The organism is Chitinophaga arvensicola, from assembly GCF_900110835.1.
GTDB classification, from domain to species: Bacteria; Bacteroidota; Bacteroidia; order Chitinophagales; family Chitinophagaceae; genus Chitinophaga; species Chitinophaga arvensicola.
In genome coordinates this window covers 603,368-616,097 of sequence record NZ_FOJG01000001.1, presented here as the reverse complement: position 1 = coordinate 616,097, position 12,730 = coordinate 603,368, and the positions used below count along the sequence as shown (strand labels likewise).

Here is a 12,730-nt window from a genome sequence, read left to right as displayed (position 1 = left end):
TGTTGCTTAGTTATTAAACTCTTTTTTTCAACAGCACCACATTTTCTATGTGATGTGTATGCGGGAACATATCTACCGGTTGAACCTTTTCCACTGTATAGAGTGTATCCAGTAAGGCCAGATCCCTGGCCTGTGTAGCAGGATTACAGCTCACGTATACAATTTTCGGGGCAGCGATTTCCAGCAACTTATTTACCAGCTTTTCGTGCATGCCTGCCCGTGGAGGATCCGTAATGATCACATCCGGCGCACCGTGTTCCGCAAAAAAAGCATCGTTACAAATATCTACTACATCGCCTGCAAAAAACGTGGCATTGTCCACATTGTTACGGGCGGCGTTTTCTTTTGCGTCATCTATAGCTTCCTTGATCAGTTCAATGCCAATGACTTTGCCGGCATTACGTGATACAAAGATGCCGATACTACCAGTGCCACAATATAGGTCATATACGGTCTCGGAGCCGGTGAGTCCTGCAAAATCTCTCGTCACTTTATACAAAACCTCGCCCTGGTAGGTATTGGTCTGGAAAAAAGATTTCGGACCTATCTTGAAAACAAAGTCCTCCAGCTTTTCTTCTGCATATCCTTTACCGAAATATACCTTCGGCTCCAGGTCGAAGATGGTATCATTTCCTTTGGGATTGATGGTATACAGCACAGTGGTAATAGCCGGTACTGTTTTCAGCAGATGATCCAGCAAAGCGATCCTGTTGGCTTTGTCCTCATGATGGATCACAAGATTCACCATGATTTCACCGGTAGTACAGAGACGGATCACCAGGTTGCGGAGCCAGCCCTGTTGCGCACGGATATCATAAAAGGTCAGTTCGTGGGAAACTGCGTACTCACGTATGGTATTGCGGATCAGGTTAACTGGCTCCTGCATCAGGTAGCAGGTATCTATGTTTAATACTTTGTCGAATAGTTTCGGTACATGGAAGCCCAGTGCCGGCCTTACCGGTATTTCCCCGTCGTTGGCCCTGATTTCTTCATTGGTGAGATAGGCCTTGTTGCTGAAGGTAAACTCCAGCTTATTGCGGTAGTGTTCTGTGTGAACGCCTCCCAGGATAGGATCCATAGGTGGCAGTGCCAGTTTACCGATGCGTTGAAGGTGATCTGCTACCTGTTGTTGTTTGTATTCCAGTTGCAGGGAGTAAGGCAACATCTGCCATTTACAACCTCCACATGTCCCGAAATGTTGGCAAAACGGAGTAACTCTTTTGTCTGAATAGCTATGAAAGTGAACCACTTTCCCTTCTGCCCAGTCTTTTTTGTTCTTAGCAAGACGAACGTCTACCACGTCACCAGGCACCACACCGCCTTCTATAAATACAACTTTCCCGTCATGACGGGCCAGGGCTTTACCTTCTGCCGCATAGGCAGTAACAGGTACATTTTCTAAAACAACGTTTTTTTTCCTCACGGCTGCAAAGGTAATTGAAATGCTGAATCCTGCCGCGTAATTCATAGGAATTACCGCTCAGCACAGGGCTTTCCTTTTTCACTTTTTTCCTCTTACATTTACATATTGCTTTCAAATATTATGCGTAGACTATTTTTATTACTGATAGCCACTCTTTTGGGACACTGGACCCTGCAGGCGCAGGGATACCACATTTCGGTAAAGCTGAAAAACTTTACCGGAGGCAGATTTTTCCTGGCTCATTATATGGGAAAATCCACCTATCTGGCGGATTCTGCAGATGTAAATCCGGCAGGGGAAGTAGTACTCCAGGGGAAAGAGAAGTTATTGCCCGGTATCTATCTGTTGGTACTCCCCGGTAAACAACAATATGTGGAAACCCTGATTGATAAGCAACAGGTGTTTAGTGTAGCCCTTGATACCAGCGACCTGGTCAATAAAACAGTATATAAAGGAAGTCCGGATAATGATAGCTTCCTGGAGTATAACAAATTCCTTTTTCAACAGGAAACCCTTAGCCGCAGCATCCAGCAGCAACTGCAGGCTGCCCGTACAGCGGCAGATTCAGCGAAAGCGCAGCCATTGCAGCAGGAATTGGGGAAAAAGATCCAGGTTTTCAGGTCCGAGTTTATCACCAAACACCCAGGTACAATTCTCAGTACTATTTTCCTGGCCATGAAGGAGCCAGAGGTGCCACAGGCGCCTGCGGGTGCGGACTCCCTGTTCGCCTACCACTATTTTAAAAATCATTACTGGGATGAAGTAGATCTGCAAAGTGACCGCCTGGTGAGAACGCCTATCCTCGAAGGAAAACTGAAGAAGTATTTTACACAACTGGTGCCTTTACACCCCGATTCCATTATAGTGGACTGCGACGCCATGATTGCACGCACCCGCAAGAGCAAAGAAGTATTCAAATTTGTTTTGTGGTGGCTCACCTATAATTATGAAAGTTCTCCATACATGGGGATGGATGCTGTTTTTGTGCATCTCGTAGAGAAATACTATGTACCGGGAGAAGCATTCTGGATGAACGATGAGCAACTAAATAAAATTGTTGACCGTGCCTATACCATGGCGCCAAACCTGATAGGGAAACAGGCCGCCCCATTGGAATACAAAGACACGGCCTCAAAACCACTTTCCTTATATAAGACAGCTGCAAAGTTTACGGTATTGGTTTTCTGGGATCCCACCTGCGGACATTGCAAAACGGAGATTCCCCGGCTCGATTCTGCGTGGAATGCAAGCTGGAAAAGCAAAGGAGTAGCTATGATAGGCGTAAAAACGGAAGGAACCCGTGAAGAATGGCTGCAGTTTATCAGGGAGCATCATCTAAAAGGTTGGGTACATGGCTCAGATCCTCAATCTGCTACCAATTACCGCCGCTTATACGACGTTTACAGCACGCCGATGGTGTATCTGCTGGACGAAAAGAAGAAAATTGTGGCGAAAAGACTGGGTGTGGAGCAATTACAGGAATTTCTGGACCGGATTACACCCAAGGACACCGTTTCAAAGCTGTAGAAATGAGGGTGTAGAACGTAGAATATGGTCCTCGGTGTATATTGAAAATCAATTAGTTGTAAGAATTTAACATTCCTTTGGCATAGTCTTTGGCTTTATGTGTAACAGACCATAAAACCAAAGATTATGAAGAAGATTTTATTATCATTTGCAGCGTTAGCCATTTCTGTTGCTGCTATGTCTCAGGCACGTGTTGGGATTAAGGCTGGTTGGAACCTTTCCAACATCACCTATGACAACTCCGGAAGTACAAAAGATAGTCGTGGATTATCCGGTTTCAATGTGGGTGCCATTGCTGATTTACCCTTAGTTCCCAAAATCCTTTCGTTCCAGCCAGGTGTATTCTATACTACCAAAGGTACCAAACTGGAAACCGGGGATAAAAGTAACTCCACTGTAAACCCTTACGCAAAGTATACCATCAATCCTTCCTACATTGAAATTCCACTGAACTTCGTGGCTAAATTACCTGTGGGTCCGAGCGCCAGCCTTTTTGCCGGTGTGGGTCCTTATTTTGCCTTCGGTGTAGCGGGTAAACAGAAATATGAAACCACCATTGCGGGTGTGAATGCCAGCGGATCTGAAAGCATTAAATGGGATGATGATACCCCGTTTAATAACGACCCTAATACAGCTTACAATAAAATGAAACGTTTTGATTGGGGTGGTAATGTGCAGATCGGTGCTGAACTGAGCAACTTCCTGATCTCCGCCCAGTACGGTATTGGCTTTGCAAAAGTAAATTCAGGACAGGATAACAGTACAGACGACAAAAGTAAGAACCGTGTATTCAGTGTATCCGTTGGTTACCTCTTTGGAGGAAAATAACCCGGTAACAAACAATTAACTCATTCAATTGTAATAACTCCAGGCAAGCAAAAACAGGTTTCATTCATTAGTTGGCAATCAAAAAATTAAGGAAGCGGTACCTAACCTGTGGGTCACCGCTTTTTTTAATCATTCAAATTACATCACACATGAAAAAGTTATTATTATCTGCCGCCGCCGTATTGGTAGCAAGTCTTTCTTTCGGACAAGCGAAATGGGGTATTGTGGCAGGGCCCCAGTTTTCCAGCATTGCGTCCAAGAACGCGGTTTTAAACAGTGGAAAGGAAACCAGCTCTATTCTTACAGGGATCCGCGCAGGGATCACTGTAGATATTCCACTGGCGGATGAATTTTATATCGGAACCGGGTTGCTTTATTCCGGAAAGGGAGGAAAAGCAAAGAACTCCGACGTAAAAACCACCTTATCTTACCTGGAATTACCACTGCATTTCATGTTTAAACCGGAAGTGGGAAGTGGTAAACTGGTATTATCTGCCGGGCCTTATTTTGCTTATGGCGTAGGTGGCAAAATTAAAAATACAATATTAGGTGATCTGAATGTATACGATGATGAGGCATTACTGGCAAAACAGAAAAGATTTGACGCCGGTGTAGGCATCAATGTAGGATATGAAATGCCGATGGGCCTTTATTTTGGTCTTAATACAGATTTGGGCCTGGTCAATACCGCCGAGAATACCGACAATGACCGTCGATTTAAAAATACCTCGTTTGGCGTTTCTGTAGGCTATAAATTCGGTGGCAGATAACAACCCTTCAAAATGATTTTTTTATTAAACCACCCGTAAATTCGGGTGGTTTTTTATTTATATGAAAACGATTGTTTATTTTCGCGTTCAGTAACCAGCCTATTAGAGTCATTCCCCAATTAACTGTTATAGCGGATTTGTCATTTACTTATTAGCGGACTAATGAAAATTTTTACACTACTGTTTGTAACAACTTTTTGTGTTACAGTAACCTCACATGCACAGGTAAGTCTGGGTATTCGTGGCGGTTATATTAAAAGCGGATTTGAGTCATCCGTAGAGAGCTATGCGCCAGGTACTTCAAGTCTTAATAACTGGCAGGTGGGATTTTACACAAATATTCCCCTCTTTGAAAACGGTTATCTGCAACCCGGCCTCAGTTACACTGTGAAAGGAGCAGGATTGGATTATGCTGTATCTCACCGGGAGGATATATTTACTTCAGGAGCTACCAAACTAAGGTTGCAATACCTGGAGTTACCAGTACACCTGGTATATAAGATACCGGTGAGTTTTGGTAAAATCATTGTTGGAGCAGGGCCATATGCCGCATATTGTACCCGTGGGGATTACAAGGTATCTGTTTACAACAATAATAAGATGTTGCAATCCGGATCTCAACGGATAGATTTCGGTTCAACTCCCAATATTTTTGGAACAAACATGAACCTGCAGCGCTGGGATGCCGGTTTGAATTTCATAGCCGGAGTGGAGTTCAATTGTTTTCTCACCCTGAATGCACAGTATGGTTATGGAATGATGGATATTGACAAATCATCTGACAATCAACTGCGAAACAGGTATTGGGGTGTAAGTCTTGGGTTTCTGTTCAACAGGGAAGACTGGTAACCCTCTAACAATTCTATAGCACCCTGTTTATCTGAAGGATAAGGCTGATCCTTCAGGTTACCCAATTTATTTAAGGTTCATGCAAAGAAACATTCTGACTATCATAGCACTGCTGATTGTTCATGTAACAATGGGACAGGTAAGATTTGGATTAAAAGCTGGTTTTACCGGTGCGAATATGAAGCTGGATGGCCCCGCGTATGTGGCAGATAACCGTAAATTTATGCTGCCTGCCTTTCAGGGAGGGGGCTTAATGGATATTCCCTTAACAAAGTGGCTGACGGTGCAGCCAGCGTTGCTTTATAGCATCAAAGGTTACAGAACACGTCCGGAATCGGATGCAGGAAACTGGTATTTCATTGCCAGGTACGGCTATAACTACCTGGAACTACCCGTTAATTTTTTATATAAAGGAAAGGTGGGAGCCGGTAAAATATTTGCTGGTCTTGGTCCCAGTGTTGCCTACGGAATTGGTGGTAAAGTTTCTTTTATCAAGGATGGAACAAAGTCAGGTACAGCAAAGATATTGTTTGATGGAAAAGAAGCAACAGCATCATCCACTGATGATGTGCACGCCAATCGTGTTGATATTGCAGCTAATTTCCTGGTTGGTTATGAGTTTTCGCCGGGTTTTCTGCTGAGCGCGGGATATGCAGCGGGCCTTCTGGACGTAAGTGCCAGTGAAAACACTAAACAGCTTCACCGTAGTTTTAATATTTCTTTCGGGTACCTGTTTCCCCGGAAGTAACGGCTACGCCTATATTAACTAAGAAAGGCACCCATTGGGTGCCTTTCTTAGTTAATATAGGCTGGCTATGATACGCTCTTCAACAGGCCTGTCAGGAAAACGCCTGTACGTTCATGCAGGTCCGGGGTAGCAGGCCGTCGGCAGGCAATAATGTTTTTTTATTTTTTTTCGGGACTTCGTAGGGGTCATTCCTGTTTACCGCGTCTTATTAGCGAAAGAGGCCATCAGATGATGGTTTCGATCATAGGACAGTTATAATTAAAAGTGTGACAGTTATAGGGATATGCCACTACGTATCTACGTGATGGCATCTTTTTTTTATATGAAAGACAGCAAAAAAGGGAAAGACTTTTGTCCTTCCCTTCCTTTTTATAGCTGATATCGTTTTGTTTTACATGATGGCTTCTACGGCCTGACGCACCACTTTGGGTTTTCCCAGGGTATAATAGTGCAGTACAGGCACTCCAAAAGCTTTCAGCTCTTTTGATTGATTAATGAGCCATTCGGTACCCACCAGTTCCACATCCTTATCTGTTTTGCATTTCAGGATCTCGGTAGAGAGGTCTGTAGGTAAATCCACATGGAAAATGCGTGGCAGCATGGTCATCTGTTTCCTCGAGGTCAGGGGTTTCAGTCCCGGAATAATTGGTACAGTAATGCCCATTTCCCGGCAGCGGGCCACGAAATCAAAGAATTTCTGGTTATCGAAGAACATTTGGGTAACAATATAGTCAGCCCCGTTTTCCACCTTACGTTTCAGGTGAGAAAGGTCCGTCTGCATATTGGGAGCTTCAAAATGTTTTTCCGGGTAACCGGCTACGCCGATGCAGAAATTGGTTTTTACGCCGCTCTGGAGGTCGTCTTCCAGGTAAACGCCGTTATTCATATGTGCCACCTGATCCAGCAGGTCAATGGCATAGCTATGTCCATGCGGATCTGGTTCAAAGAAAGTTTCGTTTTTAGGGGCATCTCCCCGTAAAACCAGTACATTGTCAATACCCAGGAAGTTAAGATCGATCAGGGCATTTTCTGTTTCTTCCCGGCTAAAACCGCCGCAAATGAGGTGTGGTACCGCATCTACATTGTAATGGTTCATGATGGCGGCGCAAATGCCCACGGTACCGGGGCGTTTACGGATTTCTACCTTTTCAAAGGAGCCATCTGCCTTTTTCTTGAACATATGCTCACTGCGATGGTAGGTCACATTGATAAAAGCGGGTTTGAACTCCATCAGTGGATCCAGGTGATCGTAGATAGATTCAATGCTCTTCCCTTTAAGGGGGGGAAGGATTTCAAAAGAAATCAGGGTGTCTTTGGCTTTGGCAATATGTTCAGTTACTTTCATAAAGTTATAAGCTTTGAGGTACGGGCTACATTAAAACCTGCTCCCTGCTAAAATTACGCGGGCAAAAATAAGATATCCCCTTATTATTATCAGATCAATTTTAATCTTAGGATAACTATAACTAGGCTAACTGAATGAATTGTTTATTTTTGCTAAGTTTGATCATATGGCATTAAGAATACATACAGACCAGCTGGTAAAGCGTTACGGCAACAGAACGGTGGTAAACCATGTATCTGTTGAAGTGTCTCAGGGGGAGATAGTAGGGCTGCTGGGCCCTAACGGAGCGGGTAAAACCACCTCCTTTTACATGGTAGTCGGGCTTATTAAGCCGGATCAAGGGAATGTGTACCTGGATGGCCAGAACATTACCAAGCTACCCATGTACAAAAGGGCACAGATGGGGATCGGTTATCTGCCGCAGGAAGCTTCCGTGTTCCGGAAGCTGAGTGTGGAGGATAACATTGCAGCCGTACTGGAAATGACGAAATTGAAGAAAGCTGAGCAGAAAGAGAAGCTGGAGAGCCTTTTATCTGAATTCAGGTTGACGCATGTACGAAAAAGCCCCGGAGATGTATTGAGCGGTGGAGAACGTCGCCGTACAGAGATTGCCCGCGCCCTGGCGGTAGATCCGAAATTCATCCTGCTGGATGAGCCTTTTGCCGGTATTGATCCCATTGCCGTGGAGGATATCCAGGGGATAGTCGCTAAACTGAAATACAAAAATATAGGTATCCTGATCACGGATCACAACGTACAGGAAACATTGTCCATTACTGACAGGGCTTATTTATTGTTTGAAGGTAAAATCCTTAAATCAGGATCAGCCGAAGAGCTGGCAGCCGATGAACAGGTAAGAAAAGTGTATCTTGGCCAGAATTTTATTCTTCGCCGTAAAGATTACCTGGACGAAGCAGCTAAACAATAAAAATAATTCTACAGCATCCTATATGAGAATTTTAAGTCCTGCAATATCACAACTGGCACGATTGCGTATGGGGCGTATTGCGTATTTTATGCAGTACCCCGTGCAGGTGCAACAGCAGGTATTCCAAAATCTAATCAGCGCCGCCCAGTATACCGAATTCGGTAAGCAGTACGGCTTTTCGAAGATTTATAAGATAGACGAATATAAGCAACGGGTTCCTATTCATACTTATGATACCATCAAGCCGTACATACAACGCACGATGGAGGGACAGCAAAATGTACTCTGGAATACACCCATCAAATGGTTTGCAAAATCAAGCGGCACCACTGCCGACAAAAGCAAATTCATCCCTGTAACAGTGGAAAGCCTGGATGAATGCCACTACCGCTCCGGTAGGGATGTTATTTCGCTCTACTACAATAATTTTCCGGACTCCGACGTATTTACAGGTAAATCGCTGGTTATTGGCGGTAGCCACCAGGTGAATAAACTTTCCGAAAACAGTGATTCCTATTTCGGGGATCTCAGTGCAGTGATGCTCCAGAACATGCCGTTTTATGGAAACATGATCCGTACCCCGGACCTGGAAATCGCGCTGATGGACGAATGGGAGGAGAAGATAGAACGGATGGCCAACGCCGTGATCCATGAAAACGTGACCTCTATTGCAGGGGTACCTACCTGGACCATCGTATTGATCAAACGTATTTTTGAACTCACCGGTACCGATAACCTGGCAGATGTATGGCCTAACCTGGAATTATATATGCATGGCGGTGTAAGCTTTACCCCTTACCGCGAACAGTTTAAAAAGCTGATACGCAAGCCCTTAATGCATTACCAGGAAACGTATAATGCTTCGGAAGGCTTCTTTGCCGCCCAGGACGTAGTGGGAGAAGAAGGCTTATTGCTGTTTCTCAATCACGGTATTTTCTATGAGTTTATGCCCATGGAAGAGCTCGGTAAAGAAGACCCACAAACCCTGCAACTGCAGGAAGTGGAACTCGGGAAAAATTATGCACTCGTTATCAGCACCAATGGCGGATTATGGCGCTATATGGTAGGAGATACCATCCAGTTCACTTCCCTGATTCCTTATCGTATAAAGATCAGCGGCAGAACAAAGTCGTTTATCAATGCCTTCGGGGAAGAAGTGATTGTGGAGAATTCTGATACGGCAGTTGCCAAAGCCTGTGAAGCTACCGGCGCCGTAGTAAATGATTACACCGCAGCTCCGGTATATTTCAGCGATCATGGCAATGGCGGACACGAGTGGTTAATGGAATTTGAAGTAATGCCGGATGATCTGAACCGCTTTACGTCCGTGCTCGACAGCACGTTGAAAGCGATCAACTCAGATTATGAAGCAAAGAGATATAAAGACATGGCCCTGCATATGCCGGTAGTACATGTACTGCCAGAAGGCACTTTTTGCGAATTTCTGAAGAGCAAAGGAAAACTGGGAGGGCAACATAAAGTACCCCGACTGAACAATGACCGCAAGTATCTGGAAGAAATCCTGCAATTTGCGGCGGATCATATGAATGCTTAAAACCTATCAACTATAACATGAAATTACTGGAGAACAAAGTAGCCATAGTAACAGGCGCCAGCCGTGGTATTGGGGAAGCAATTGCTTTGAAATTTGCAGCAGCCGGAGCCAATGTAGCATTTACCTACGTTAGCTCTGATGAAAAAGCCCAGGCACTGGAAGCGAAACTCACAGCTTTAGGTGTAAAAGCAAAAGCGTATAAATCCAATGCAGGCGTTTACGAAGAAACGGAAACACTGGTGGCAGACGTATTGAAAGAATTTGGAAAAATTGATATCTGCGTGAACAACGCCGGTATCTCTAAAGATAACCTGCTGCTGCGTATGAGCCCTGACCAATGGGATGATGTGATGAACATCAACCTGAAGAGCGTATACAATATGACCAAGCAGGTAATACGCCCTATGATGAAGGCGAAGAGCGGTAGCATCATTAATATGAGCTCTGTGATCGGTATCATGGGCAACGCCGGACAAAGCAGCTATGCCGCTTCCAAAGCAGGGATCATTGGTTTTACCAAATCCATTGCACAGGAACTGGGTAGCCGTAATATCCGCTGCAACGCAGTGGCGCCGGGTTTCGTAGAAACAGATATGACCAGCTATCTCAAAGAAGGAGAGGCTGCTGCCAATTATATTGCTCAGATTCCCTTGAACCGTTTTGGTACACCGGAAGATATTGCTAACGTTTGCCTGTTCCTGGCATCTGATATGAGCGGTTATGTAACCGGTCAGACGATCAGCACCTGCGGCGGTTTGTGCATGTAATTCAATGAGTTAAAGATGGTGAAACGCGGGTCTATGACCCGCGTTTTTTTATTGATCCTAGTTTCCGTATCTTTTCGGCACAGTGAACATATCTTGAGGATGAAGGGAATACCTTGGAGGACGTAAGTAAAAATATTAACCGGAAACAACGCCAGCTGCCTGCTTTTGAGTCATTATTCAAGACGTATTATGCCGTACTCTGTACTTTCGCCTTTGATTTCGTGAACCGACGTGAACTGGCAGAGGAAATTGTGCAGGATACCTTTTTGAAAATATGGGAAAAGTATGCGGAGCTGGACATACAGGTATCTGAAAAAGCATACCTGTACCGTGCTGTACAAAATAATTGTCTCAACTATATCAAACAAAACAAAGTAAAAGAACAATACGGCAGCGAACAATTGCAGCAACTGGAATCCCGCATTTCCCTATTCAGTCTGTCGTCCGGGCATTCGCCGGCAGAAAAACTGGAACAGTCCGAACTGGAACTGATCGCAGAAAAAGCTATCCGTAAATTACCACCTCAATGCCAGGATGTATTCCGCCTAAGCCGCTTTGAACAACTGAGTTACCCCGAAATTTCCCGCCACCTCGGCATCTCCATCAACACCGTAAAAACCCAGATGACCCGCGCCCTGCAAAGATTACGTGATGAAATACTTCCCCTGCTGAAATAAAAGATAAATTTTTTTTGAGTGCTTGTCACCCTACCCGGTGTTAAATGTTGTCTTACTCCTTGTTTTCTATATGATGAGGCCTAACTATACACAGGAGCAGATAGATGATCTGATCGCGCGTTTTTTGTCCGGTAATATTTCCACGGAGGAACAGGAGATACTCACGCACTGGATCGAAGCCAGCGCAGAGAACCAATCCTACTTCCTGCAGTGGAGAGATACCTGGCAGGCAACGGCTGCATCCGGCGATTATGATACCCTGTCGGCCTGGGATGGTTTGCAATACCGCACCGCTATGGAACGCCCGCTGTCTGTAAACAGGTGGCGATATTATTTCAGGGTGGCCGCCTCCTATACATTACCTTTTTTAATTGGCGGCGGCCTGGTATATGCCTGGTCATCCCTGAAAAAGAATGACAGCAATAACGCGCTGGTAACGGTGATCAGCCCGAAAGGCGCTACCACCAAAATCGAATTGTCGGATGGTACGGAAGTATGGCTCAATGCCGGTAGTAAACTGCAATATGCACAGTCTTACAACCTCCGTGGCCGCGAAGTAAAACTCGAAGGAGAAGCTTTCTTTAAAGTGCATACCAATGCACAGAAACCCTTTACAGTAAAGGCCTCCGACCTGAAAATACTGGCGCTCGGCACCTCCTTCAATGTAAAAGCATATCCGGAAGATAAAACCGTGGTCACCACGCTGGTAGATGGAGAAGTGAAGATAGATGGAAGCAAAACTACCACGCCTTTCGGCCTGATGATGAAACCACATCAACATGTAGTCTATAAAAAACCTTTGACAACAAACAGTGAACAATTGAAAACGCCTGTATCTATTGCAGACAGCACCACAGCTGCTCCGATAGAAAGCAGGGAAGTGAACAACACAGAAATTTATACCGCCTGGAAAGATGGCAACTGGATTGTTGCCGCTCAAACCATGGATGAACTGGCGGTAACCATGGAACGCAGATTTAATGTTAAAGTGATCTTTAAAGAACCAGAATTAAAAGAATACCGCTTCAGTGGCACCTTCCGCCAGGAAACGCTGGAACAGGTACTGAACATTCTGAAGCTCACCGCGCCGCTGAAATATACCATCGACAATGGGGAGGTAACCCTGGCGCTGGATCAGGAGCTGAAAGAAAAATATAATAAAGCATTTAAGAGCCGGTAATGGCCGGATGATATAGGAGAATCAACATTAAATCACCTGTAAAAACAACTTACATGCCCGATATGAAGGACTAAAAAAGTTGGGGTAATGCGACTTACCCCAACCCAACGAAAATCACTTGATGGTGAACTGC

Annotated in this window: 12 protein-coding genes; 10 read left to right on the top strand and 2 right to left on the bottom strand. The window is 44.8% G+C overall.

Going from position 1 to position 12,730, the window contains the following annotated elements; all coding sequences use genetic code 11:
• Positions 1 to 13: 13 nt before the first annotated feature.
• Entirely contained in the window at positions 14 to 1,468 is a 1,455-nt protein-coding gene (rlmD, locus tag BMW79_RS02660; RefSeq protein ID WP_089890179.1) for a 23S rRNA (uracil(1939)-C(5))-methyltransferase RlmD, read from the bottom strand.
• A 75-nt stretch (positions 1,469 to 1,543) separates the two neighbouring features.
• On the opposite strand from rlmD, the gene BMW79_RS02655 reads away from it, so the two are divergent.
• From BMW79_RS02655 to BMW79_RS02635, 5 genes are all read left to right on the top strand, one after another.
• Complete coding sequence (locus BMW79_RS02655) at positions 1,544 to 2,950, top strand: TlpA family protein disulfide reductase (RefSeq protein WP_089890176.1); 1,407 nt, start codon at positions 1,544 to 1,546, stop codon at positions 2,948 to 2,950.
• Positions 2,951 to 3,076: 126 nt separating this feature from the next.
• Positions 3,077 to 3,778: a porin family protein gene (locus tag BMW79_RS02650; protein WP_089890173.1), complete on the top strand. Its 702-nt coding sequence runs from the start codon at positions 3,077 to 3,079 to the stop codon at positions 3,776 to 3,778.
• 149 nt (positions 3,779 to 3,927) lie between these two features.
• Positions 3,928 to 4,548 carry a porin family protein gene (locus tag BMW79_RS02645; RefSeq protein WP_089890169.1) on the top strand — a complete coding sequence of 207 codons (621 nt, stop codon included), beginning with the start codon at positions 3,928 to 3,930 and terminating at the stop codon, positions 4,546 to 4,548.
• A gap of 162 nt (positions 4,549 to 4,710) precedes the next feature.
• Positions 4,711 to 5,397 (top strand): outer membrane beta-barrel protein, encoded by a 687-nt coding sequence (locus BMW79_RS02640; RefSeq protein WP_089890166.1) that lies wholly within the window; start codon positions 4,711 to 4,713, stop codon positions 5,395 to 5,397.
• Between the two features lie 79 nt (positions 5,398 to 5,476).
• Positions 5,477 to 6,145: a porin family protein gene (locus BMW79_RS02635; RefSeq protein WP_089890164.1), complete on the top strand. Its 669-nt coding sequence runs from the start codon at positions 5,477 to 5,479 to the stop codon at positions 6,143 to 6,145.
• 391 nt (positions 6,146 to 6,536) lie between these two features.
• On the opposite strand, the gene metF is transcribed toward BMW79_RS02635, so the two are convergent.
• Positions 6,537 to 7,490, bottom strand: a complete 954-nt coding sequence (metF, locus tag BMW79_RS02630; RefSeq protein ID WP_089890161.1) for a methylenetetrahydrofolate reductase [NAD(P)H] — start codon at positions 7,488 to 7,490, stop codon at positions 6,537 to 6,539.
• 166 nt (positions 7,491 to 7,656) lie between these two features.
• Here metF and lptB point away from each other — a divergent pair, with 166 nt between their 5' ends.
• The 5 genes from lptB to BMW79_RS02605 all read left to right on the top strand — a co-directional run bounded on the left by lptB (position 7,657) and on the right by BMW79_RS02605 (position 12,597).
• Positions 7,657 to 8,418 (top strand): LPS export ABC transporter ATP-binding protein, encoded by a 762-nt coding sequence (gene lptB / locus BMW79_RS02625; protein WP_089896751.1) that lies wholly within the window; start codon positions 7,657 to 7,659, stop codon positions 8,416 to 8,418.
• Between the two features lie 22 nt (positions 8,419 to 8,440).
• A complete protein-coding gene (locus tag BMW79_RS02620; protein ID WP_089890158.1) occupies positions 8,441 to 9,973 on the top strand; it encodes a GH3 auxin-responsive promoter family protein in 1,533 nt (510 codons plus the stop codon).
• A gap of 17 nt (positions 9,974 to 9,990) precedes the next feature.
• Positions 9,991 to 10,740 carry a 3-oxoacyl-[acyl-carrier-protein] reductase gene (fabG, locus tag BMW79_RS02615; RefSeq protein WP_089890155.1) on the top strand — a complete coding sequence of 250 codons (750 nt, stop codon included), beginning with the start codon at positions 9,991 to 9,993 and terminating at the stop codon, positions 10,738 to 10,740.
• Positions 10,741 to 10,853: 113 nt separating this feature from the next.
• On the top strand, positions 10,854 to 11,417 hold the full coding sequence (locus tag BMW79_RS02610) for an RNA polymerase sigma-70 factor (protein WP_089890152.1): 564 nt from the start codon (positions 10,854 to 10,856) through the stop codon (positions 11,415 to 11,417).
• 70 nt (positions 11,418 to 11,487) lie between these two features.
• Complete coding sequence (locus BMW79_RS02605) at positions 11,488 to 12,597, top strand: FecR family protein (protein ID WP_089890150.1); 1,110 nt, start codon at positions 11,488 to 11,490, stop codon at positions 12,595 to 12,597.
• Positions 12,598 to 12,730 lie beyond the last annotated feature (133 nt).

Coding starts and splice junctions, on each gene's coding strand:
- rlmD (WP_089890179.1), bottom strand. CDS start 1,468: ATGAATTACGCGGCAGGATTCAGCATTTCAATTACCTTTGCAGCCGTG.
- BMW79_RS02655 (WP_089890176.1), top strand. CDS start 1,544: ATGCGTAGACTATTTTTATTACTGATAGCCACTCTTTTGGGACACTGG.
- BMW79_RS02650 (WP_089890173.1), top strand. CDS start 3,077: ATGAAGAAGATTTTATTATCATTTGCAGCGTTAGCCATTTCTGTTGCT.
- BMW79_RS02645 (WP_089890169.1), top strand. CDS start 3,928: ATGAAAAAGTTATTATTATCTGCCGCCGCCGTATTGGTAGCAAGTCTT.
- BMW79_RS02640 (WP_089890166.1), top strand. CDS start 4,711: ATGAAAATTTTTACACTACTGTTTGTAACAACTTTTTGTGTTACAGTA.
- BMW79_RS02635 (WP_089890164.1), top strand. CDS start 5,477: ATGCAAAGAAACATTCTGACTATCATAGCACTGCTGATTGTTCATGTA.
- metF (WP_089890161.1), bottom strand. CDS start 7,490: ATGAAAGTAACTGAACATATTGCCAAAGCCAAAGACACCCTGATTTCT.
- lptB (WP_089896751.1), top strand. CDS start 7,657: ATGGCATTAAGAATACATACAGACCAGCTGGTAAAGCGTTACGGCAAC.
- BMW79_RS02620 (WP_089890158.1), top strand. CDS start 8,441: ATGAGAATTTTAAGTCCTGCAATATCACAACTGGCACGATTGCGTATG.
- fabG (WP_089890155.1), top strand. CDS start 9,991: ATGAAATTACTGGAGAACAAAGTAGCCATAGTAACAGGCGCCAGCCGT.
- BMW79_RS02605 (WP_089890150.1), top strand. CDS start 11,488: ATGATGAGGCCTAACTATACACAGGAGCAGATAGATGATCTGATCGCG.